Consider the following 21,945-nt stretch of genomic DNA (forward strand, 5'->3'; position numbering starts at 1 on the left):
CATAAACGGTATTCTCGGGGCACCCGCTCAGGCCTTGAACTCGCCCTTGAAGACGATTTCCGACAAAGGCTTGCGCTGGCTTTGCACTTCGCGGCCACGAAAACGCTCCGACAGCATCTCTTTCGGCGCAAGCCGGCCAACGGCGATGGCAGCCTCGACCAGGTATTCGGACTCGGGGATACCGAGTTCGGCGCTGATCTTGTCGGCATGGATGCCGGCCATCGGGTGGGCGATATAGCCCAGCATCGTTGCTTGCAGCGTGAAGGTCTGCATCGCGGCTCCGGCATCGAGCGAATGCGTCCGGTTTGGACGCGGCTCGGAACCGTCCTTCGGCATGGTGTGAAGTTTCGACGCCACGATCACCAGAGCCGAAGCATTGACCACCCAGGCACGGTTTCCCTCGACCAGGAAGTCGAGATATTGCTCCCAATTGGCGTCATTGCGCATGGCATAGCTGAAGCGCCAGGGCTGGTGGTTGCTGGCCGACTGCGCCCAGCGGGCGGCTTCGAACATGGTGAGCAGATCGCTTTCCGGCATCGGTTCGCCCGGGAAAGAGCGCGCTGCCCAGCGTTCGAGGAAGACCGGATCAATCGGGTGATCGGCCTTGCGATTGTTGATTTCAGTCATCTCCTGCCTGCCCTTACGCCGACTTCCGCCAGGCGAATTCAAGCTCTTCGCGAAAAGCGAAACGCTTCAGGTGATCCGCCACGACCGTTTCCATCCGCTCCAGAGCGTCATCATCGGCGGTGAGTGCCAGATGCAGTTCTGCGGCGTCGGCCTGGAGGTCGAGCCGCGCGCCCGAGGGAAATTCCACCCGGCCCTTTTCCGGATCGAATTCGGTGGTCATCTTGTGGGACCAGTGCTTGCAGAGCTGTTGCAGGTAGCGGCTGGCATTTTCGGTTTTCACATCGGCACGGGCTTCAACCATCGGAGATCCTCTTTCGCAAAATCCCCCCGTATGTGGTCGAAAAACAGCCCTTCGCCAAGGTGCAATGCAGCGACAAATCGTTCACTGGATGGCGATTGGCAGCAATCTCAGCCGGCTGAGGCCAGAAGTGCCTGAAGCGCAGGCGCGCGATTGCCGGACCAAGCGAGGAATCCACCCGCGCGGCGGCGGATTTTTTCCGCATGATTGTCGGCGATATCGGCCAGGCGATGGTTGAGGAAGGGGTTTTCGAAGCGCTCGATTGTCTGCGCCACGTAGGTTTCGGCTTCGCTGCCCATGCCCATGCGGGCAAAACCGGGCACCACGTCTTCGCCATAGAGACGCGCCAGCCGTTCGCGTTGGTCCGGGATTGCCAGGATCTCTCGCACGGTCAGGTCGCGCGGCAGGTCCGATTTCAGCCAGCCGTCCGTGAGGAAAGTGTGGCCGAGATTGAGGATGAAAAGCTTGAGATGGGCGAAGGAGGAAATATCGTCGGTAACGACGATCGAGGGATGCGTGCACGGCAGGACCTGACCCGGCCGGCTCTCGATTGCCCAGAGCGCATAGGGTTCGGCCACTGCGCCGGCAGGTTCGAGCGCTTCGGAGACGATCCGATCGACGAGAGTATTGGAGAAAATCACCGAGGAATCGAGCCATTCGAGGAAGGATGGCCTGAGGCCCCAGCGTTTTGCCAGTGTCCGGACAATGTCTCCCAGCACGTCGCCGTTGCGGCTGACAAGCTCCGCCGGCAATATGGTCAGCGGTTCGCCGCCGCGGTCGAAACGATAGTAGAGCAGTTTGGCAAGCTTGCCGGGAAACGAGGCTGGAACGCTTGCCGGATAAGCGCTCTTCTCGGCGGATATGTCATATCCCTTGTCGGCGGTGTTGCAGATCACGACTTTCGCTTCGTCGCCAAAAATCCGCTCGGTCTCGTCCCAGTCGGAATGCGCCGAGATCGCCCGTTTCACCGAGGTCACAGCCGTCACCCTGTCGACCACCGCGCCATCCTGCTTGCCGCGGATATGGACTGGAAAACCCTCCGGCGACGCCAAAGCTGCAAGTCTGTGGCTACGCTCGGCCGAACCGGTCGTCTGCACGACGGTGATGCCGCCCAGCGCGTCTTCGGCCTCGCTGACGAACAAATCGGCATGGGCCTGCAGGAAACGGCTGGTACCGAACTGGAGGATGGGCGTCCGCATTGCAAGTCTCCTCAATGGGGCACGGATTGCATCAAGGTCTCGCGCGCCGAACGCAGATGGAGGCGACAGGCCTCATCGATCCTGGCCGGGTCGCGCGAGCGCAGAGCTGCGATATAGTCGAGATGTTCGCGCAGCGCCCGCTCGTTGCGAATACGCGCGAAGGCTTTGTTCCACTGGTAGTGATAGTGGAAGATGAAGGCAATGACGTCGTAGAAATCGACGACGAAACGGTTTCCCGACGCCTTGTGCACCAGGAGATGGAAGCGCTCGTCGAGCGGCGAGAAATCCTTGTAGCGGCGGTCGATATCCGCGAGCATCTCGCGATGTTCTTGTTCGATTGCCTCCAGGTCGGCCCAGGCGGGATGGCTGGCGGGCAGCATTGCAAAGGCCGCGGCCGAGYGCAATTCGAACATCTCGCGCACTTCCGTCAGTTCGAGCGCGAAGTCCATGGTGAAACCCTTGAGCACCCAATGGCTGTTCGGCCGCTTTTCAATCAGGCCGAAGCGCGAGAAACGGATCAGGAATTCGCGGACGCTGGTGGTGCCGGCGCCGATCTCGCGCGCCAGTTCCGTCTCATTGATCTGCGTGCCCGGTTCGACCTGGCCGGTGAGAATCCGGCGCATGAAGCTGCGCTCGATGATTTCATTGAGCGAGTTGGTTTCGTCGTCGGGGAAATAATCCTGGTCCTGCGGCGGGCGCAGAATGACTTTCTGCCGCTTGTCCCAGGTGATCAGCCCGGAATCGCGCATGCGCGACAGAATCGCGCGAACCGTGGTGCGGCTGATGCCGTATTTCTCTCCGAGTTCCGGCTCCGAGGGCAGGTTTTGCCTGCCATCGAGATCGCCCAGGCAGCGATTATAGGCTTCCTTGAACACTGTGTTCTGCCGAGCCATGCAGCACCTACTCCCGTCTTTTCGTTCCCTTTACGACGCGCGGCAGCGGCGCGCGTTTTGTCATTGACGGCTAATTGTATATTGTAGATAAAAGACAAAATCAAATATGCAGAATGCTGTTCGCACAGCTTGGCCCTATCCGAGGCGGACCGCAGGCCGCAAGGGATTGCCCACAAAGGAAATTTCCAAATGAAAGCAGTGATCTGCAACGCGCCTGGCGATTTGGCGGTGATCAATCGAGATGCGCCGGGCGCGCTCAGGCCCGGCGAGGTGCGGCTTGCCATCAGTCATATCGGCATTTGCGGCACGGATTATCACATCTATGAGGGCAAGCACCCCTTTCTCGAATATCCGCGTGTGATGGGACATGAGATTTCCGCGCATGTGCGCGAGGCCCAGCCTAGTTCGGCCCTTCGCGAAGGCGACCTGGTGATCGTCAATCCCTACCTCTCCTGCGGCAAGTGCATCGCCTGCCGGCGCGGCAAACCGAACTGCTGCATGGCGATCAAGGTGCTGGGCGTGCATACGGACGGCGCCTTCTGCGAAGAGATCGTGGTGCCGGAGACCAATGTCTATCCGGCCGGCAATCTCAGGCCGGAACAGGCGGCGACTGTCGAGTTTCTCGCGATCGGTGCGCACGCCGTGCGCCGCGCCGGCTCCCAGCCAGGGGCGAAGGCGCTGGTGATCGGCGCAGGCCCGATCGGGCTCGGCACGGCGTTGTTTGCCCAGATTGCCGGCTATGACGTCACGATGATGGACATGAGCGAAGAGCGGCTAGAAGTCGCTGCCGACCGTTTCGGCTTCGCCAGCGCGATCGATGCGTCTGGCGATGCGTTGAAATCAGGCATGCAGATCAGCGGCAATGAGGGTTTCGAGGCGGTTTTCGACGCCACCGGCAATGCGAGATCGATGAATGCGGCGCTGCCCTTCGTCTCGCATGGCGGCGTGCTGGTCTTCGTCAGCGTGGTCAAGGACGATATCATTTTCGCCGATCCGGAATTTCACAAGCGCGAAATGACAATGATCGGCAGCCGCAACGCCCTGAAGGCAGACTTCGAACATGTCGCGGCGTCAATCGCATCGGGTGCTATAGATACAAATAAGCTGATTACCCATCGCACCGATTTCACTGCGGTGATCGGCGATCTGCCGCGCTGGGCGCATCAAAAAACCGGGCTCATCAAGGCGGTTATCCAGGCGCAAGCTTAACGGCGCATCCTCCTGATCACGCTTTGGATTGCAATCGTCATACTTTTTGATGTTTTGCACCGAAACAGGCCATATTGTTTCTTGTCGATCAAGACGGAACTGTTACAATTTGTTTTGTGTTGAACAAATTAGCATATGTTAAATAAAGCAAAACAACGCTGGAAGTGTGCAGGCTCTAATGTTCTATCAGTTCTATGAGTGGGGCCACGCGGCAATGGCCCCCGTCCGTGCCACAGCAGAAACCATGCGGGCAGCATACAAGAATCCGTTCAATCCGATCTCCTATACTTCCTTCGGCCGCTCGATGGCGGCAGGATTGGAAGTGTTCGAGCGCGCCACGCGACGTTACGGCAAGCCGGAATTCGGCCTGGCGCAGACCGTGATCGGCGACAAGACAGTTTCGGTGCACGAAAAAGTCATCTGGTCGAAGCCGTTCTGTGATCTCCTGCATTTCGAACGTTGTCTGCCAGCCGGCCATAACAGCTACGATCCGAAAATCCTCATCGTCGCGCCGATGTCCGGCCATTATGCGACGCTGCTGCGCGGTACGGTCGAGGCGCTGTTGCCCTCCGCCGACGTCTATATCACCGACTGGAAAGACGCGCGCATGGTGCCGCTCTCCCAGGGTCTGTTCGATCTCGACAGCTATATCGACTAYACGATGGAGATGATCCGTTTCCTCGGGCCGGACACGCATGTCGTGGCCGTCTGCCAGCCTTCGGTGCCGGTTCTGGCCGCCGTGGCGCTGATGGAGGAAGCCAATGATCCCTTGTCGCCGGCATCGATGACGCTGATGGGCGGACCGATCGATACGCGCATCAACCCGACCGCCGTCAACAAGCTCGCCCAGGAGCGGCCGCTGAAATGGTTCGCCGACAATGTCGTCATGGATGTGCCATGGCCGCAGCCCGGCATGATGCGCAAGGTCTATCCAGGCTTCCTGCAGCTCTCCGGTTTCATGTCGATGAATCTCGACCGTCACATGATCGCCCACAAGGATTTCTTCGTCCATCTGGTGAAGAACAATGGCGACTCGGCGGAGAAGCATCGTGAATTCTATGACGAATATCTCGCGGTCATGGACCTGACGGCGGAGTTCTATCTGCAGACCGTCGACACCGTGTTCATCAAGCATGCGCTGCCGAAGGGCGAGATGACGCATCGTGGCCACCGGGTCGATGCGTCTAAGATCCGCCGCACGGCGCTGCTCACCGTCGAAGGCGAGAATGACGACATTTCCGGTGTCGGCCAGACGCACGCAGCGCAGACGCTTTGTTCGGGCCTGACGGAGTCGATGCGCATGCACTACCTGCAGCCGGATGTCGGGCACTATGGCGTCTTCAACGGCTCGCGCTTCCGCCGGGAAATCGCGCCGCGCATCGTTCAGTTCGCCCGCGACCATCGCCGCTCCGACGAGGTCGTCAGCAGCAATGTCGTCGCCCTGACCAAGCCGGTGCCGCGCCGCCGGACGCCCGGCGCTACGGCCTGAAGCTTCCAAACATGTCAAAGATGGCTGGCAAATCAAGGGTTTGCCAGCCTTTTCGTATGCGGAATTATCCCCGGATTATCAACGCTTTGTTCGATTTTAGCGAACGACATTCTTGAAGGTGCTGTTTTCCTTCCCACATCGATTACACCGGTTCGCACGGGGCGGCCGGGGTTACTATGAGGAAAACGACCCATGTACCGCAGCGCACTCTTACGGCCCGACTGGACGCCGGCCACCATCGGTCTGATGGTGCTCGGATTCATTGTCTTCTGGCCGCTTGGATTGGCCATGCTTGGCTACATTCTGTTCGGCGAACGCCTGCATGCTTTCAAACGTGAAGCCAATGAGAAGTTCGACGGTTTTACCCATTCCTGCCGCGGCGCCTCGCGCCAGAACGGCGGCCATTCCAGCTGGGGCCGGCACCATCATTTCTCCAGCGGCAATATGGCTTTCGACGACTGGCGCAAGGCCGAGATCGAGCGTATCGAGGAAGAACGCCGCAAGCTCGACGAGATGCGCGCCGAATTCGACAATTACATGCGCGAACTTCGCCGCGCCCGCGACCAGGAAGAGTTCGACCGCTTCATGCGCGAACGCAACGCTAACAGGAACCAGCCGCAGGATCCGCAAAACGGTTTTTCCGGTTGATGGAATAGGGCTGGCGGAACCGCCTTTCCGTCGTGCCCGACGCCGCCTGGAGACAGGCGGCGTTTTTGGTGAGGGTCACTCGATTTGCAGGGGCCGCGCCCATCCGCCCTCCCTGCTCTATTGTTTCACGTGAATCCAAAAACAAAAGGCGCCAGATCGCTCCGACGCCTTTTGTTTCTTGAAATGATCCGGGATCAGATATCCAAGTTCGCCACGCTCAGCGCGTTATCCTGGATGAACTCGCGCCGTGGCTCAACTTCATCACCCATCAGCCGGGTGAACAATCCATCGGCATCTGTAGCGTCCGTAACACGCACCTGCAGCAGCGAACGGACATTCGGGTCAAGCGTGGTTTCCCAGAGCTGCTCGGCGTTCATCTCGCCGAGGCCTTTGTAGCGTTGCATGGTCAGGCCCTTGCGGCCAAACGCGAAAATCGCCTCAAGCAGCCTGCTTGGGCCGGAGATTTCCACCGATTCTTCCTTGCGGTTCAGCTTCGGCGGGACGCCATAAATCTCCTTCAGCCGCGCTGCCATCTGGTCGATCAGGCGTGCGTCCTGCGAACCAATCAGCGCCATGTCGATGAACAGCAGTTCCTTGACGCCACGCACCATGCGCTCGAAGTTGAGGTTGCCGCTGTCGCTGATATTGCCGGACCAGCCGCGCTCGGTTTCCTCGGCAATACGGTCGAGACGCTGGGCGATCTCACCGATCACGCCTTGGCTGCGCGTGCGGTCGACCATCAGCTCGGCATTGAGGCCGCCGGCGATCGCCGCCTGCTCAATGAGCGGCCGGCTATAGCGCGAATGAAGGCCAGCGAGGAGGTTGCGCAGTCGGATTGCGTCTTCGACAATGTCTCGCAGATCAGCGCCGGCACGCATCTCGCCATTGGCGAGCGTCAGCGTTACATCCTCGAGACCGGCATTGATCAGATATTCCTCGAATGCGCGCTCGTCCTTGAGATAGGTCGAGGACTTGCCGCGGCTCACCTTGTAGAGCGGCGGCTGGGCGATATAGATATGGCCGCGCTCGATCAGCTCCGGCATCTGCCGGAAGAAGAAGGTGAGCAACAGCGTACGAATATGGGCGCCGTCGACATCGGCGTCCGTCATGATGATGATCTTGTGGTAGCGCAGCTTGTCGGGGTTGAAGCCATCGCGGCTTGTGCCGATCGGAATACCCGTGCCCAGCGCGGTAATCAGCGTGCCGATCTCCTGGCTGGAGAGCATTTTGTCGAAGCGAGCGCGCTCGACGTTGAGAATCTTACCGCGGAGAGGCAGAATCGCCTGATTTTCCCGCGAACGTCCCTGCTTGGCCGAGCCACCTGCCGAATCACCTTCGACGAGGAACACTTCGGATTTGGTCGGGTCACGTTCCGAGCAGTCAGCCAGCTTGCCCGGCAGCGAGGCAATATCGAGAACGCCCTTGCGGGTCGTCAGATCACGTGCCTTGCGCGCAGCCTCGCGCGCCGCCGCCGCCAAAACAACCTTGTCCATCACCACTTTGGACTCCGTGGGATGTTCTTCCAGCCAGTTGCTCAACGCCTCGCTGACCAGGTTCTCAACAACCGGCCGGACCTCGGACGAGACCAGCTTGTCCTTGGTCTGCGAGGAGAACTTCGGATCCGGCACCTTGACCGACAGCACTGCCGTCAGACCTTCGCGACAATCGTCGCCTTGCAGCCCCACCTTCTCTTTCTTGATAACGCCTGAGGTCTCGGCATAGCCCGTGATCTGCCGGGTCAGCGCAGCGCGGAAACCGGCAAGATGCGTGCCGCCGTCGCGTTGCGGGATATTGTTGGTGAAACAAAGCATGCTTTCGTGGAAGGTTTCGTTCCACCACATCGCCACCTCGACGGTGATGCCATCCTTCTCGCTACGGATGGAGATCGGCTTGCCGAGCAGCGGCTTCTTATCACGGTCGATGAAGCGCACGAAGGCTTCAAGGCCGCCGTCATAAAGCATCTCCTCCTGCTTGACATCGGAGTGGCGACGGTCGGCCAATATGATGCGGACGCCGGAATTCAAAAAGGCGAGCTCGCGCAACCGCCTCCCCAGCGTCGCATAGTCGAACTCGATATGGGTAAAGGTTTCGGAGCTTGGTGTGAAGGTGACCTCGGTGCCGGACTGATCCGCTGGGCAATCGCCGGTGATCGCCAGCGGGCCGTCGGCCACGCCATGCGTGAAGCTCATCTCATGGAGATGGCCCTTCTGGTAGATCTTCAGGGCAAGCTTGACCGACAGCGCATTGACGACCGAGACGCCGACGCCGTGCAGACCGCCGGAGACCTTGTAGGAATTCTGGTCGAACTTACCGCCGGCATGCAGCTGGGTCATGATGACTTCGGCCGCGGAGACGCCCTCGTCATGCATGCCGGTGGGGATGCCGCGACCATTATCGGTGACGGTCACCGAGCCATCGGCATTGAGCGTCACCGTCACCAGATCAGCCCAGCCGCCCAGCGCCTCGTCAATGGCATTGTCGACGACCTCATAGACCATGTGATGCAGGCCCGAGCCGTCATCCGTATCGCCGATATACATTCCGGGGCGCTTGCGCACGGCGTCGAGGCCCTTGAGGACCTTGATGCTGTCGGCACCATATTCAGTACCCGCCGGGACTGCTTCTTCGGACGATCCGGTCATGAAAATCTTTCTCTTTTCAATTGAATTCGGAGGTCTCCCCAGACGCTCCGAATCACTCGTGAAGGTGTATTTGAATATAGGTATTTTGCCGCGTCAGGCCAAATCCTAGCCAGAAAATTGCGGCAGAAAACCGTGTTTCAGCCGCGTTTTTCCCGGGAATTCTCTGCTCTCGACAATAAATCCGTCATCTGACGGATGGTCTCCAGCGGCAACTCGCGAATCTCACCGGCAAGCCGGTTGGCCAAGGCTGTATATTCCGCCGGCAAGCCTGTCGTATCAACCACAACGCGTGGATGCGAGATCGCCGCGACACGGAAAAGATCGTCCGCTTCGTCCCAGATGATGTGCAGATAGCCGGCGACACGCTGCAGGAAATCAAAGCCCGGACGGCCGCGCTTGCCGCTTTCGAGCGCCGAGAGATAGGCCGGCGACACACCAAGCGCCTCGGCCATGGCCTTCTGGGTAATGCCGCGCTCCGTGCGGATTTTCCGCACTGCCTCGCCGAACGGCGTCATTTCTCCTCCCGCGCCGGCCTGGAAAGGCGGACATAGAGCGCACCCTCGCCGCCATGGTTCTGCGCCGAGGTTTCGTAAGACGAGATCAGATGGCGGAATTCCGGCTTGGAGAACCACATCGGCACCGCTCGCTTCAGCGCACCGTCGCTGCCCATCGATGCGCCCTTGCCGGTGATGACAAGCACATGCCTGAGACCGCGCTCATGCGCCCGGACGATGAAACCATGAAGCAGAGCATGCGCCTCGGATTGAAACAGGCCGTGCAAATCGATGCGCGCTTCAAGTTCCAACCGACCCTTGGCGAGCTTGCGCTTCACCGGCCTTTCCAGCGGCTGATGACGGCCGGATGGTTTCTTTGGCGGCTCTGCAGGCGCCTCGGTCATGGTGACGGCTTTTATCGGCGGCACTTTCTGCGCTGCATTCGCGGCTGTCTGCGCTTCCAGCTCCCCCTCGAATTCCTCGATCGACTTCATACGGCCGGGCATGGGCCGGGTGCTGCGAGCCACCTTGCCCCACAGGATCCGGTCGTCGTCCGTCAATGTCTTCTTGCTATTGCGCATGGATGAAATTTGCCGCGATCGTCTTTGGAATCAATATATAGAAGTCCGCGTCGTTTTTCACATTGCCGGCGAGATTTCCAGCCGCTTCACCGGAGCCGGTGAAGATATCGCCGCGCGCCGGACCAATGATCGCGGTGCCGGCATCGAGTGCAAGCATCAGTCGCTGCAGTGGCCTGCCGCCGGTCAAATGCTTGAGGCTTTCGCTGCGGATATAAAAGGGCGAGCCGAATGTATGGATCAGCCTGTCGACGGCGATCGAGCGCATCGGCTCGAGCTGCACCTTGGCGGCGGCAATCGGCCCCAGTTCGGGATCATCGACCGGCGCGTCGCGAAAAAAGACGTAGGAGCGATTCTGCCAGAGGATTTCATTCTGGCGATCCGGGTGATCTGCGAGCCATTGGCGGATCGATTGCATCGAAACGTCAGCCAATGGGATTTCGCCGATATCTGCGAGATGCCGACCGATGCCGGTGAAAGGGTGGCCGGCCTTTGCCGCATAGGTGATACGGCGGATCGCACCATCCGGATAGCGGAGCCGGGCCGCGCCCTGGACATGAGCGAAGAACACGTCGACGCGGGATTTTGCCCAGGCGATTTCCAGTCCCTTGTTTGCCAGCGCGCCTTCGTCGATTGCCCGCCGATCGGAAAAGACGCCGATGCCATCCTTCGTCCGACGCCCGAAGGCATAGGACGGGTCCATTTCCACGGGACGGTTGGAATCATCGACATCCATGAGATCTTCGGGACGGCGATAGAAAGGATAGCACCAGGTCGAATCCGGCGCGTCCCGAACCTCGACCTCGGGCTCGTAGAACGCGGTGACGAAGCCTGGCTTGCCATGATTGCGGCTGATCAGGAAAGGCTGAAACCGACTTTCAAAGAAAGCCCTCGCCGCTTCGGCCGAGCCTGGATGCATGCCGGCGGCCTCGGTGAAAACCGCTTCGAGCGCCTCTGAGGGAATGCCGACTGCGCCCGTGCGATACGGCTTGACGTCGCGCATGTGCCGAAGACATCGTGCCATGACGGCAAAAAGGCTGGAAGGGTCATCCTCCTCCCAGCCTGGCAAGGCCGCGAAGGCCAAAGGCGTCAGCCGAAAATCCATGAGGCCTCAGCCCTCGGACTGGGTCGAGACAAGTCTCCAGTTCGGATCGCGGGAGCGCGTGTCGCGGGCGAAGGTCCACTGGTCCTTCACCTCGGCGACCGTCTCGGCATTGCCGTCAACCACGTCGCCGGCGGCATTGTAGGTCGCCGAAATCAGCTGGCTGACGATACGCATGGTGATCGTCGCTTCCGATCCCACCAGATCGGCCGAACTCATCTCTGCCCTGCCGACGCCGACGAAGCTCGACTTGACCTTCTCCCCGGCCTTCTCGCGCTCGCTGATCGCGGCATTGAAGCCCTCATAGACTTCGTTGGACAGCAGATTCTTCAGCGTCTTGCGGTCGCCATCGGCGAAGGCCATGACGATCATTTCATAGGCGGCCTTGGCGCCATCGACGAACTGCTTCGGATTGAACGACGAATCAGCGTCGAAGATGCGGCGCAGGCCCGCATTCAACTCCGTGCCTGGTGCGGCAAAGCTGTCAATCTCCTCATAGCGGTTGTCGACACTGACCGGACCCGCGTCCCCCGGCTGCGACGCTGTCGGACCAGACGTCCGACGCGGCAGCGTGATCACCTTGCCATCATCGGAAGGGGTGGGCGCGGAACGATCCGTATCCCTGCGGGTAAACGGGTCATATGGCGGCTTTTCACTGCCCGTCCGCTTGCCCAGTACGCTCCTCAGATTGAGAAAAATCAGCGCTGCGACAATCAGAAAAAACAGAGTGATGATACTGTCGGTACCCATATTGTAGCCTTGGCCCTTTGCTCTTCATTTTCTCGACTTGCTTCCCATATAGTCGTGATTTCAATATCATTCAAATGAATGGAGAAGGAACCGGCCATGCCTGCAATCGTGCCGCTGTTCGTATTGCTCGCCTTTCCAGTCCTGGAAATCGCGACCTTCGTCTATGTCGGTCAATGGCTCGGCGTATGGAAGACGGTTGGCCTGGTGGTGCTTGCGGCGATCCTCGGCGTGGCGATTCTGCGCTATCAGGGGCTCGGTGCGCTCCGAAAAATCAATCAGGACATCAAACTGCATCGACCGCCGGCGCGGGGCATTGCCAATGGTTTCATGATCGTCATCGCCTCCTTCCTGCTGATCATTCCCGGTTTCCTCAGCGACGTTGCCGGGCTGCTGCTGCTCGTGCCGCCGGTGCGGCAGCTGATCTGGCGGCTTGTCGGCCGCCGTATCAATGTCAGCTACCACACGCGTTACCGGCGCGGCCGGCGGCAGGACGATTTCGTCGATCTGTCGAAAGACGACTATAGGCGCAACGACAATTCTCCCTCCTCCGGGCCACGGCTCAGGGGGCCTGACTGATCCCGAATCACCTGCGAGAGCCGAGGGTTGTAAGCCTCGGTGCGAAGTGCTAGATGGCAGGGCCCCTGTGTCGGGCAGCATCCGGCCGCGACCTGTTCCATGACGCGAACACTGGTTCGGTGCCGAAGAGCCTGACATGTGAAATTCCATCCGGCGGATCGAGGAGTGTGGATCCGCCCAGGCTTCGAGGACCAGCCCATGGCAGATGAAACCGCAAACGGCGGCGACGACCAGCGTCAGCCTTCGATCAATATCCTTGCACAATATACCAAGGATTTCTCCTTCGAAAATCCCGGCGCACCGCGCTCGCTGCAGGCCCGTGAACGGGCTCCGCAGATCAATATCTCCGTCAACGTCAATGCCAATCCGATGTCGGAAACCGATTTCGACGTGGTGCTGACGCTCGACGCTTCGGCCAAGGACGGCGACAAGGTCGTCTTCCATGCCGAACTTGCCTATGGCGGCCTCTTCCGGATTTCCGGTTTCGCCCAGGAGCACATGCTGCCGGTGCTGTTCATCGAATGCCCGCGGCTGCTCTTCCCCTTCGCCCGCCAGATCGTTGCCGATGCCACCCGCAATGGCGGTTTCCCGCCGCTGATGATCGACCCGATCGATTTCGCCGTCATGTTCCAGCAGCGCATGGCCGAAGAGCAGGCCAAGGCTCGCGTCGCCGCCAACAACTGACCAACTTGGTCGGATTTCTTTTTGATGAGCGCCCGGATCGATGATCCGGGCGTTCTATTTTGCGATCTCTGGTGTGACCGTGGTTTCCGAATATTTCAGCCAGATCGCCTTGTCGCCCATCTTCTTGACAAGCTCGGCATGAGCTTGGACCTCTTCGATACGCAAGCGCGAACCGAGCGGGAACGGACGAGGCCGGAGCTGCACCGCCCTCTCCTCGGCTCGCGAGCCGCCGCCTCGGTTCTCCGCCGCACCAAAACCAAAACCTGCCTGCCGACCGCCGATCAGCTCGATATAGACTTCGGCCAGCAGTTCGGAGTCCAGCAGAGCGCCGTGTTTCAAACGGTGGGAATTGTCGATGCCGTAGCGTCTGCAGAGCGCGTCGAGCGAATTCGGACCCATGGGATGCTTGCGGCGGGCGATCTGCAGCGTATCGACCACCTTGGTGTTCGGGATCGGCGGCCGCCCGAGGCGGGCGAGTTCCGCGTTGATAAAGCCCATATCGAAGGTAGCGTTATGCGCGATCCACAGCGCATCGCCGAAGAATTCGGCGATCTCGTCGGCAAGCGCGGCGAAGTTCGGCTTGTCCATCAGGGATTCGTCGCTGATGCCGTGGATGGCAAGTGCGTCCGGGTGCACCTTGCGGCCATCTGGATTGATGAACAGGTGGATGGTGCGGCCGGTCGGGAAATGATCCCTCAGCTCGACGCCACCGATTTCGATGATCCGGTCCTCACGCGAATCGAGGCCGGTGGTTTCCGTGTCGAAGATGATTTCCCGCATTCGCTACGCCTTCAATTGCATGAGTATCTCGCCGACACGCTGCCTTGCATGTTCAAGCCCCTGCCCCGTGTCGATGATGAAATCCGCCCGCCTGCGTTTTTCCGAATCAGGCATCTGACGAGAAAGAATCATCTGAAATTTTTCCTCTGTCATCCCGGGCCGTTCCATCACGCGTGCCTTTTGCACATCTGCATCGGCGGTGACGACGACAACCTTGTCGACACGCGCCTCGGCGTGGTTTTCATAGAGCAACGGTATGTCAAGCACCGTCACCGGTATGCCGGCCTTTTCAAAAGCCTCGACCTGCTCTCTCTCCTTGCGCCAGACGAGCGGATGAACGATCGCCTCGAGCGTCTTGAAGCCGGCTGGTTCGGCGGCAAGTTTCGCAGCCAGCCGGCTCCGGTCGACAACACCGTCCACGACGGCGCCGGGAAAAGCTGCTTCGATCGGCGCCACCGCCTCGCCACGATAGAGATCGTGGACGATGGCATCCGCGTCGATAACCGGCACGCCATGATCCCGGAACATCTGCGCCGTCGTCGATTTGCCCATGCCGATCGAACCGGTGAGGCCGAGCCGGATCATCTTAGTGGTGCCCCAGGTCGGCGACGATTTTTGCCCTGAGTTCCTCGGTCACGACAGGCCGGCGGCCGAACCATTTTTCAAAACCCGGCACTGCCTGATGCAGCAGCATGCCGAGCCCGTCTGTAATCCGCCGACCCTGCGCCTCCGCCTGCTGAAGGAAGGGAGTCATCAACGGCACGTAGACGATATCGGTGACCAGCCCGTCATCGGCCATCGGCGAGAAATCGATCTCCGGCGCTTCGCCGTCATCCATGCCGAGCGAGGTCGTGTTGACGAACAGGTTTGCGCCATCGAGGCGTTCGGCCAGTGCTGCGATCGGCGCGGCATGGATCCGTTCGCCAAATCGATCGGCAAGTTCCTGCGCGCGCTCGACGGTACGATTGAGAACATGGATTTCGGCGAAGCCGCGATCGCGAACGGCCTGGATGATCGCCCGGCTGGCGCCGCCAGCGCCGAGGATCACGGCGATGTCCTTCTTTCCATCCCAGCCCTGGGCTCGATCATCGAGATTGGCCAGGAAACCGTAACCGTCGGTATTGGTCGCGCGCAGCCGGCCTTCCTGCTTATAGAGGGTGTTGGCTGCCCCGAGTTCGCTGGCCAATTCATCCGGTTCGTCAGCAAGCGTGAAGGCTCGCTCCTTGTGCGGGATTGTCACATTGCCGCCGGCAAATTCCGACTCAGCCGATTTCAGTCGGCCGATGAAGGCGGCGAATTCATCCGGCGCGACATCGACGGCGCGGTAGCCGCCTGCGATCCCAAACATTTTCAGCCAGTATCCATGGATTATCGGCGAGCGGGAATGCTTGATCGGATGACCGCAGACGAAGGCCTGCGTTAACGATGTTTCACGTGAATCACGCATCGATGACACCCAGGTTGCGCAAGCCGGCCAGCAGCCTCAGCATCGGCAGGCCGAGAATGGTGAAATAGTCGCCTTCGATAGTCTCGAAGAGCTGGATTCCGGGACCCTCGAACTGATAGGCGCCGACGCTTTGCAGAATGCTTTCGCCCGCCATGTCCAGGTAGGTTTGCAGGAAGGACGGCGAGATCGTCCGCATGGTCATCACGGCGATCGACACGTCCGACCACAATATCGAACCCCCGAAGGCAATCGCCACACCGCAGTTGAGATGATGCGCCTCGCCCGACAAGGCGCGGATATGGTCACCTGCCTCGCCTATGCTCAGCGGCTTGTGGAACAGCCGCATGCCGAGCGACAAGACCTGGTCGGAGCCGATGACATAGGCGTCCGGATAGCGATCCGACACCCATTGCGCTTTCGCACGCGCGAGCTCGAGCGCAACATCCGGCGGCTTGGCGTAGCGTGTGGACAGACTAGCCTCTATGGCACGCTCGTCAATTTCCGCCGGGATCGATTCATATTGCAATCCCGCGTTTGTCATCAATGACTGCCGGGAGGCACTCTTGGAGGCAAGGATCAATTTGGCGTTCATCGCTATCGGTCCAGATTGCATCATCTCAGTCTCGGGCGCAGGGCGACGATAGCCGCGGCAGTTTCCTCAATCGATTTCCTGGTCACGTCGATGACCGGCCAGTTGTGACGCGCGCAGAGCTGCTTGGCATATTTCAGCTCCTCGGCAATCATCGACCGGTCCGTATAGGAATCCTGGTACCCGATCGCCGACCCTATCACGCGATTTTGCCGGACCTGTGAAATATGGTCGATCTGCGCGATCAGGCAAACGATCAATGGCTTGGTCGCGGCAAACAGTTTTTCCGGCAGCTTCAAACCGTTTACCACGGGGATGTTCGCCGTCTTGATGCCGCGATTGGCAAGATAGATCGCCGTCGGCGTTTTCGACGTGCGACTGATGCCGAGCAGCACGACGTCGGCTTCATCGATATCATGCGGCAGCTGACCATCATCATGGTCCATGGTGAAGTTGAGCGCTTCGATGCGCTTGAAATAGCCGGCGTTCAGCGCATGTTGTGCACCCACCCGGCGCCGCGACGGCGCACCCAGATAGGATTGGAAGATTTGCAGCACGGGCTCGATCACCGACACGCAGGGCACGCCCATCTCCCGGCAGGTCTGATCGATGACCGCCGCCAGTTCCTGATCGATGACGGTGTGCAGCACGATGCCGGGCGCGGCGTCGATCTCCGCCAGCACATCCGTCACCTGCTTGCGGTTCCGGACCAGCGGATAGACATGTTCCACCGCCATGCTGTCACCGAACTGCGATGCCGCGGCGCGGCCGGCCGCGATCAGAGTCTCGCCTGTCGAGTCAGAAATCAGATGCAGATGAAAGAACTTTTTCTTGTTTTCCACGCTATAGAGTCCGGCCTGTTGATGGCGGTGGACAAAGCACCGATTTCTTCCGTCCGATTTCCTCTGTCGGGGAAAACCTGCGATTTGTCCACAGCGCTTCGCCGCGCGGAGAGTTTTGCGCCGCGCCTGTGCAAAAATCCATTAACCGAAAGTTAACTCTATTGCATTCATGGATTATCCACAGCAGCCAGCCAAGAGCGACGCCTACTAGCCTCTTGAATCTCAAAACGGAATCCGAAAGCCACCTTATTTCCCACAGAGAGTTTCAGATAGAGTACACGTTGATGTCAGGGCGCAGGGGGCTCTGGAAAACAGACTGAGACACTTTAATCCTTGAATCTCACCGACTCTTAAGAAATAGCAAACCTTTATAGATCCTTTATTTTTTAAGAGGTGGGATGTGGAAAAGCCGAAACGGGCGATCATGGCGGTGCTGGAGGGCGAGACCGTCACGCCTCCGCCTGTCTGGCTGATGCGTCAGGCCGGTCGCTATCTTCCCGAATACCGGCAGACGCGATTGCAGGCGAAAACCTTCCTCGAGCTCTGTTACACGCCGGAGCTTGCGACAGAGGTGACGTTGCAGCCGATTCGGCGATATGGTTTTGATGCCGCGATATTGTTCTCCGATATCCTGGTCATTCCCGATGCCTTCGACCGCAATGTCCGCTTTGTCGAAGGAGAGGGGCCGAAACTTGATCCGATCGATGTCGCCGGTGTCGATGCACTGACCATGCCCGATATCGAAAAGCGTCTAGCACCCGTCTTCGAGACGGTGGCACGGCTCCGTTCGCTGCTGTCGGCCGAGACGACATTGCTTGGTTTCTGTGGGGCGCCCTGGACGATCGCCACCTACATGATTGCCGGCGAGGGAACGCCGGACCAGGCGCCGGCGCGGCTTTTTGCCTATCAGCATCCGAAAAGCTTCGAAAAGCTGCTGGCATTGATTGCGGAAGCCTCGGCACGTTATCTAGTGGCGCAGATCGATGCTGGCGCCGATGCAGTACAGATCTTCGATTCCTGGGCTGGCGTGCTGGGCGACCGGGAATTCGAAACTCATGCCGTCAAGCCTGTGCGCAAGATCATCGATGCCGTGCGGGCCGAGCGGCCGCAGGCCCGGATTATCGCTTTTGCCAAAGGCGCGGGCTTCAATCTGAAGACCTATCGGCAGGGCACGACGGCCGACTGCATCGGCCTCGATTGGACCGTACCGCTGGATTTCGCGGCCGAGCTGCAGAAGGCAGGCCCGGTGCAGGGCAATCTCGATCCGCTGCTGATGGCGGCGGGTGGCGCGGCGCTGGATGCTGGGGTGGATCGTATCCTTGAGCGACTTGGTCATGGGCCGCTGATCTTCAATCTCGGCCACGGAATCACGCCGCAGGCCGATCCGGCTAATGTGACACGGCTTCTGGACCGCCTTCGCGCCTATCGGGGGACTTGATCATGGCGACATCGCCTTCCCCCTCGGGAAGCAAGGCCTGGCTGCGCGCCGGCATCGGGCTCTCCGTTTTCGTCATCGTCATGGCTCTGATTGCGGCGCTCGATCCCGACAATCTCTATCTCTGGATCAAGGCTTTCCACATCATGGCGGTGATCGCCTGGATGGCTGGCCTCCTCTATCTGCCGCGGTTGTTCATCTATCACCTCGATACCAAATCCGGCTCGGAAGCGTCGGAACTATTCAAGCTGATGGAGGGCCGGCTCTACCGAATCATCATGACGCCGGCGATGATGCTCGCCTGGTTGCTCGGCCTTTATCTCGCCTGGACCGTGTTCCGCTTCCAAGGCGGTTGGCTGCATATCAAGCTTCTTGGCGTCGTGCTGCTGACTGCCGTGCATGTTTACTACGGCCGCAGCTATCGCGCTTTTCTACGCGATGAAAGACCTGGTAGTCAGCGCCATTGGCGGATCATGAACGAAGTGCCGGCGCTGTTGATGATTGTCATCGTGCTGATGGTGGTGTTGAAACCTTTCTGATATATCTTGCTAATCCACGGCATTTCTGGCAGACCGGTCTTGCGATGACGCAGACGAAGCATTATTTTTAAGACAGTGCTTCACCGCATCGCGGCGTGTCCCCATCCCCCTCGCACATGCCTTTCTCTCAGAACCGGTGTCGGTTTATCTCCCCCTACCCCAACACGTTGTGGTCCCCTTTATGGCTGAAATGAAGCTTCAGGAACTTAAGAATAAAACAGCAACCGATTTGCTTGCTTTCGCCGAATCAGTGGCCGTCGAAAACGCGAGTGTGATGCGCAAACAGGAATTGATGTTTGCGATCCTCAAGAATCTCGCCGCCCAGGAAGTTGAAATCATCGGCGAAGGCGTGGTCGAAGTGTTGCAGGACGGCTTCGGCTTCCTCCGCTCGGCCAATGCCAACTATCTCCCAGGTCCGGACGATATTTATATCTCTCCCTCGCAGATCCGCCGCTTCTCGCTGAAGACCGGCGACACGGTCGAAGGCCCGATCCGCAGCCCCAAGGAAGGCGAACGCTATTTCGCGCTGCTGAAAGTCAATACGATCAATTTCGAGGATCCCGAAAAGATCCGCCACAAGGTCCATTTCGACAATCTGACACCGCTCTATCCGAACGAGCGCTTCAAGATGGAACTGGATATCCCCACCAACAAGGACATGTCGCCGCGCGTCATCGATCTCGTGGCGCCACTCGGCAAAGGCCAGCGCGGCCTGATCGTTGCGCCGCCGCGCACCGGTAAGACGGTGCTCCTGCAGAACATCGCCCATTCGATCACGGCGAATCACCCCGAATGCTATCTGATCGTGCTGCTGATTGACGAACGTCCGGAAGAAGTGACGGACATGCAGCGCTCGGTGCGCGGCGAGGTCGTCTCCTCGACCTTCGACGAGCCGGCGGTGCGCCACGTCCAGGTCGCCGAAATGGTTATCGAAAAGGCCAAGCGCCTGGTCGAGCATGGCCGCGACGTTGTCATCCTGCTCGATTCGATCACCCGTCTCGGCCGCGCCTACAACACCGTCGTACCGTCCTCCGGCAAGGTGCTGACCGGCGGTGTCGACGCCAATGCCTTGCAGCGGCCGAAGCGGTTCTTCGGCGCCGCGCGCAACATCGAAGAAGGCGGTTCGCTGACGATCATTGCAACCGCGCTGATCGACACCGGCAGCCGCATGGACGAAGTCATCTTCGAAGAATTCAAGGGCACCGGCAACTCGGAAATCGTGCTCGACCGCAAGGTCGCCGACAAACGCATCTTCCCGGCTATGGACATCCTCAAGTCCGGCACCCGCAAGGAAGACCTGCTGGTTCCGCGCCAGGATCTGCAGAAGGTCTTCGTGCTCCGCCGCATTCTCGCGCCGATGGGCACGACCGATGCGATCGAATTCCTCATCGACAAGCTCAAGTCGACGAAGAACAACGGCGATTTCTTCGATTCGATGAATACCTGATTTTGATCTTCCACTTCGGCCCGGCATCCCACGCGAAAGCGGCTTGAGATGCCGGGCCGTTTCGTTTATGGACCCCACTCCTTCGTGCGATCACCGGATTTCTGACGCTTGAGCTTCATATTGCCGCTACCTCTCGCGCCTAAAAGCATGTCTCCCGAAAGTGGTAACCGGGTTCGGGAGACGCGCAAAAATGAAGAGCTAAAGCGCCGGGAGCGAATCCCGGAGATCGCGACGCGCTTTAGAGTCACTATTTTTGGCATGCTGACGCAGAACGCATACCGCGCTTCTGGAAAAGCATGCCTGGGGTAAAACATGTCGCGTGCTCAAGACACGATCTATGCTCTGTCGAGTGGCGCGCCGCCATCGGGCGTCGCCATGATCCGGATTTCCGGACGCGACGCAGACATGGCGCTTGAGGCTATGTGCGGTCCGCTGCCCCAGCCAAGAATAGCGAGCCTTCGCCGGATTCGTGACCAGGACGGCAATGTCATCGACAAGGGCGTCGTCCTGGTTTTCCCGTCGCCCAATTCCTTCACCGGCGAGGACTGTGCCGAACTCCAGCTTCACGGCGGACGTGCCGTTATCAACGCCGTTCTGGCGCGGCTGGCTCAGCTCGGCTTGCGCATGGCCGAGGCCGGTGAGTTCTCCCGTCGCGCCTTTGAGAATGGCAAGCTGGATCTTGTGGAGATCGAAGGTCTGGCCGATCTGATTGCCGCAGAAACCGAGATGCAGCGCCGTTTGGCGATCGAGCAGAGCGACGGCCGACTGTCGGCGCTCTATCAGGGCTGGATGCGGCAACTGACCCGGGCGCGGGCGCTGATAGAAGCGGCCCTGGATTTTCCGGAAGAAGACGATATCCCCGGCGATGTCAGCGACAGCGTCTGGGAACAAGTTTCCGGCCTGGCTGACGACATTCGCGATCATCTTGGACAGCAGAAGTCGGCCGAGATCATTCGGGACGGTTTCAAAGTGGTCATCGCCGGCCGGCCAAACGCCGGAAAATCAAGTCTCCTCAATGCCTTGGCTCGGCGCGATGCGGCAATCGTCACCGCTCTCCCCGGAACCACGCGCGATATCATCTCCGTGGACATGAATATTGGTGGTTTTCTCGTGACGCTCACCGACACGGCGGGTCTGCGCGAAACCGCCGATGTCATCGAAGTCGAAGGTATCCGCCGCACGCGCCGCTCATTGCAAGGCGCCGATCTGGTGCTTTTGTTGAAGGATATCCGTGACACTGGCCCCGATGAAGAAATTGGTGTACAGGCTGCCGTCGAGAGAATTGTGACGAAGGTCGATCTGGCAGAGAATCACCCTGGCGCGATGGATAGCGCCGGTGCCGCAGCAGCGATCTCTACATTGACTGGCGAAGGAATCGATTCACTTACGAAACGAATCCTGGCGCATGTCGAACGCGCTACGAGCATGCCGGGTGGCGCCACAGTGGTTCGGGAACGCCAGGCGGCGTTGTTGCGGGAAGCCCTGGAAATCCTCGAGAGGAGCGTCAGGGACCACGCACTGAATATCGAAGTCAGGTCCGAGTATTTGCGGCAGGTATCGCATATCCTCGGGAAGCTGACTGGGTTTGTCGACGTCGAAGAGCTGCTCGGGGTGATTTTCTCGGAGTTCTGCATCGGAAAGTGATCGGCGATCCATTTCGCGTGAGACCTCATGTGT

Annotated in this window: 23 protein-coding genes; 9 read left to right on the forward strand and 14 right to left on the reverse strand. The window is 59.5% G+C overall.

Annotation, left to right across the window (positions count from 1 at the left end; all coding sequences use genetic code 11):
* Nucleotides 1-27: 27 nt before the first annotated feature.
* The 4 genes from AC1DYF_RS01900 to AC1DYF_RS01915 form a co-directional block, all read right to left on the reverse strand.
* Entirely contained in the window at nt 28-627 is a 600-nt protein-coding gene (locus tag AC1DYF_RS01900; RefSeq protein WP_477874668.1) for a nitroreductase family protein, read from the reverse strand.
* A gap of 13 nt (nt 628-640) precedes the next feature.
* Nucleotides 641-928: a DUF2218 domain-containing protein gene (locus AC1DYF_RS01905; protein ID WP_477874670.1), complete on the reverse strand. Its 288-nt coding sequence runs from the start codon at nt 926-928 to the stop codon at nt 641-643.
* 107 nt (nt 929-1,035) lie between these two features.
* A complete protein-coding gene (locus AC1DYF_RS01910) occupies nt 1,036-2,124 on the reverse strand; it encodes a mannitol dehydrogenase family protein (protein WP_477874672.1) in 1,089 nt (362 codons plus the stop codon).
* Between the two features lie 11 nt (nt 2,125-2,135).
* Nucleotides 2,136-3,017: a GntR family transcriptional regulator gene (locus tag AC1DYF_RS01915; RefSeq protein WP_477874674.1), complete on the reverse strand. Its 882-nt coding sequence runs from the start codon at nt 3,015-3,017 to the stop codon at nt 2,136-2,138.
* 189 nt (nt 3,018-3,206) lie between these two features.
* Between AC1DYF_RS01915 and AC1DYF_RS01920 the strand changes: the two genes are divergently transcribed.
* From AC1DYF_RS01920 to AC1DYF_RS01930, 3 genes are all read left to right on the forward strand, one after another.
* A complete protein-coding gene (locus AC1DYF_RS01920; protein ID WP_477874676.1) occupies nt 3,207-4,226 on the forward strand; it encodes a zinc-binding alcohol dehydrogenase family protein in 1,020 nt (339 codons plus the stop codon).
* A gap of 178 nt (nt 4,227-4,404) precedes the next feature.
* Nucleotides 4,405-5,715: a polyhydroxyalkanoate depolymerase gene (locus AC1DYF_RS01925; protein ID WP_477874678.1), complete on the forward strand. Its 1,311-nt coding sequence runs from the start codon at nt 4,405-4,407 to the stop codon at nt 5,713-5,715.
* A 192-nt stretch (nt 5,716-5,907) separates the two neighbouring features.
* The gene (locus AC1DYF_RS01930) at nt 5,908-6,363 is read left to right on the forward strand and encodes a DUF2852 domain-containing protein (RefSeq protein ID WP_477874680.1); all 456 of its coding nucleotides are present in this window, start codon (nt 5,908-5,910) and stop codon (nt 6,361-6,363) included.
* A gap of 194 nt (nt 6,364-6,557) precedes the next feature.
* Here the strand turns inward: AC1DYF_RS01930 and gyrB are convergent, their stop codons facing one another.
* From gyrB to AC1DYF_RS01955, 5 genes are all read right to left on the reverse strand, one after another.
* Nucleotides 6,558-9,005, reverse strand: a complete 2,448-nt coding sequence (gene gyrB / locus AC1DYF_RS01935; protein ID WP_477874682.1) for a DNA topoisomerase (ATP-hydrolyzing) subunit B — start codon at nt 9,003-9,005, stop codon at nt 6,558-6,560.
* A gap of 137 nt (nt 9,006-9,142) precedes the next feature.
* Complete coding sequence (locus tag AC1DYF_RS01940; RefSeq protein WP_477874684.1) at nt 9,143-9,520, reverse strand: helix-turn-helix domain-containing protein; 378 nt, start codon at nt 9,518-9,520, stop codon at nt 9,143-9,145.
* Nucleotides 9,517-10,080, reverse strand: a complete 564-nt coding sequence (locus AC1DYF_RS01945; protein ID WP_477874686.1) for a Smr/MutS family protein — start codon at nt 10,078-10,080, stop codon at nt 9,517-9,519. The genes AC1DYF_RS01940 and AC1DYF_RS01945 overlap by 4 nt, the downstream gene beginning before the upstream one ends.
* Nucleotides 10,070-11,182, reverse strand: coding sequence for a murein transglycosylase A (mltA, locus tag AC1DYF_RS01950; RefSeq protein ID WP_477874688.1), 1,113 nt, complete (start codon nt 11,180-11,182; stop codon nt 10,070-10,072). The genes AC1DYF_RS01945 and mltA overlap by 11 nt, the downstream gene beginning before the upstream one ends.
* Nucleotides 11,183-11,188: 6 nt before the next feature.
* Complete coding sequence (locus AC1DYF_RS01955) at nt 11,189-11,929, reverse strand: Tim44/TimA family putative adaptor protein (RefSeq protein WP_477874690.1); 741 nt, start codon at nt 11,927-11,929, stop codon at nt 11,189-11,191.
* A gap of 96 nt (nt 11,930-12,025) precedes the next feature.
* Here AC1DYF_RS01955 and AC1DYF_RS01960 point away from each other — a divergent pair, with 96 nt between their 5' ends.
* Together AC1DYF_RS01960 and secB are read left to right on the forward strand one after the other, a co-directional pair.
* Nucleotides 12,026-12,505 (forward strand): FxsA family protein, encoded by a 480-nt coding sequence (locus AC1DYF_RS01960; RefSeq protein ID WP_477874692.1) that lies wholly within the window; start codon nt 12,026-12,028, stop codon nt 12,503-12,505.
* A 198-nt stretch (nt 12,506-12,703) separates the two neighbouring features.
* Nucleotides 12,704-13,189, forward strand: a complete 486-nt coding sequence (gene secB, locus AC1DYF_RS01965; protein WP_477874694.1) for a protein-export chaperone SecB — start codon at nt 12,704-12,706, stop codon at nt 13,187-13,189.
* Between the two features lie 54 nt (nt 13,190-13,243).
* Here secB and dnaQ read toward each other — a convergent pair whose 3' ends face one another.
* The 5 genes from dnaQ to AC1DYF_RS01990 are packed head-to-tail and all read right to left on the reverse strand — an operon-like array spanning nt 13,244 to nt 16,847.
* Nucleotides 13,244-13,969 carry a DNA polymerase III subunit epsilon gene (gene dnaQ, locus AC1DYF_RS01970; RefSeq protein ID WP_477874696.1) on the reverse strand — a complete coding sequence of 242 codons (726 nt, stop codon included), beginning with the start codon at nt 13,967-13,969 and terminating at the stop codon, nt 13,244-13,246.
* Between the two features lie 3 nt (nt 13,970-13,972).
* Nucleotides 13,973-14,554, reverse strand: a complete 582-nt coding sequence (gene coaE, locus AC1DYF_RS01975; RefSeq protein ID WP_477874698.1) for a dephospho-CoA kinase — start codon at nt 14,552-14,554, stop codon at nt 13,973-13,975.
* Between the two features lies 1 nt (nt 14,555).
* Nucleotides 14,556-15,416 carry a shikimate dehydrogenase gene (locus tag AC1DYF_RS01980; RefSeq protein ID WP_477874700.1) on the reverse strand — a complete coding sequence of 287 codons (861 nt, stop codon included), beginning with the start codon at nt 15,414-15,416 and terminating at the stop codon, nt 14,556-14,558.
* Complete coding sequence (locus tag AC1DYF_RS01985) at nt 15,409-16,008, reverse strand: Maf-like protein (protein ID WP_477874702.1); 600 nt, start codon at nt 16,006-16,008, stop codon at nt 15,409-15,411. The genes AC1DYF_RS01980 and AC1DYF_RS01985 overlap by 8 nt, the downstream gene beginning before the upstream one ends.
* 20 nt (nt 16,009-16,028) lie before the next feature.
* The gene (locus AC1DYF_RS01990) at nt 16,029-16,847 is read right to left on the reverse strand and encodes a pyruvate, water dikinase regulatory protein (RefSeq protein WP_477874704.1); all 819 of its coding nucleotides are present in this window, start codon (nt 16,845-16,847) and stop codon (nt 16,029-16,031) included.
* A gap of 400 nt (nt 16,848-17,247) precedes the next feature.
* Between AC1DYF_RS01990 and hemE the strand changes: the two genes are divergently transcribed.
* The 4 genes from hemE to mnmE all read left to right on the forward strand — a co-directional run bounded on the left by hemE (nt 17,248) and on the right by mnmE (nt 21,912).
* Complete coding sequence (gene hemE / locus AC1DYF_RS01995; protein ID WP_477874709.1) at nt 17,248-18,285, forward strand: uroporphyrinogen decarboxylase; 1,038 nt, start codon at nt 17,248-17,250, stop codon at nt 18,283-18,285.
* 2 nt (nt 18,286-18,287) lie between these two features.
* Nucleotides 18,288-18,821 carry a protoporphyrinogen oxidase HemJ gene (gene hemJ / locus AC1DYF_RS02000; RefSeq protein ID WP_477874711.1) on the forward strand — a complete coding sequence of 178 codons (534 nt, stop codon included), beginning with the start codon at nt 18,288-18,290 and terminating at the stop codon, nt 18,819-18,821.
* Between the two features lie 181 nt (nt 18,822-19,002).
* Complete coding sequence (gene rho / locus AC1DYF_RS02005; protein ID WP_477874713.1) at nt 19,003-20,268, forward strand: transcription termination factor Rho; 1,266 nt, start codon at nt 19,003-19,005, stop codon at nt 20,266-20,268.
* A 312-nt stretch (nt 20,269-20,580) separates the two neighbouring features.
* On the forward strand, nt 20,581-21,912 hold the full coding sequence (gene mnmE, locus AC1DYF_RS02010) for a tRNA uridine-5-carboxymethylaminomethyl(34) synthesis GTPase MnmE (RefSeq protein WP_477874715.1): 1,332 nt from the start codon (nt 20,581-20,583) through the stop codon (nt 21,910-21,912).
* The last annotated feature ends 33 nt before the right edge of the window (nt 21,913-21,945 follow it).

This window comes from Rhizobium sp. P2_G9 (assembly GCF_056403475.1).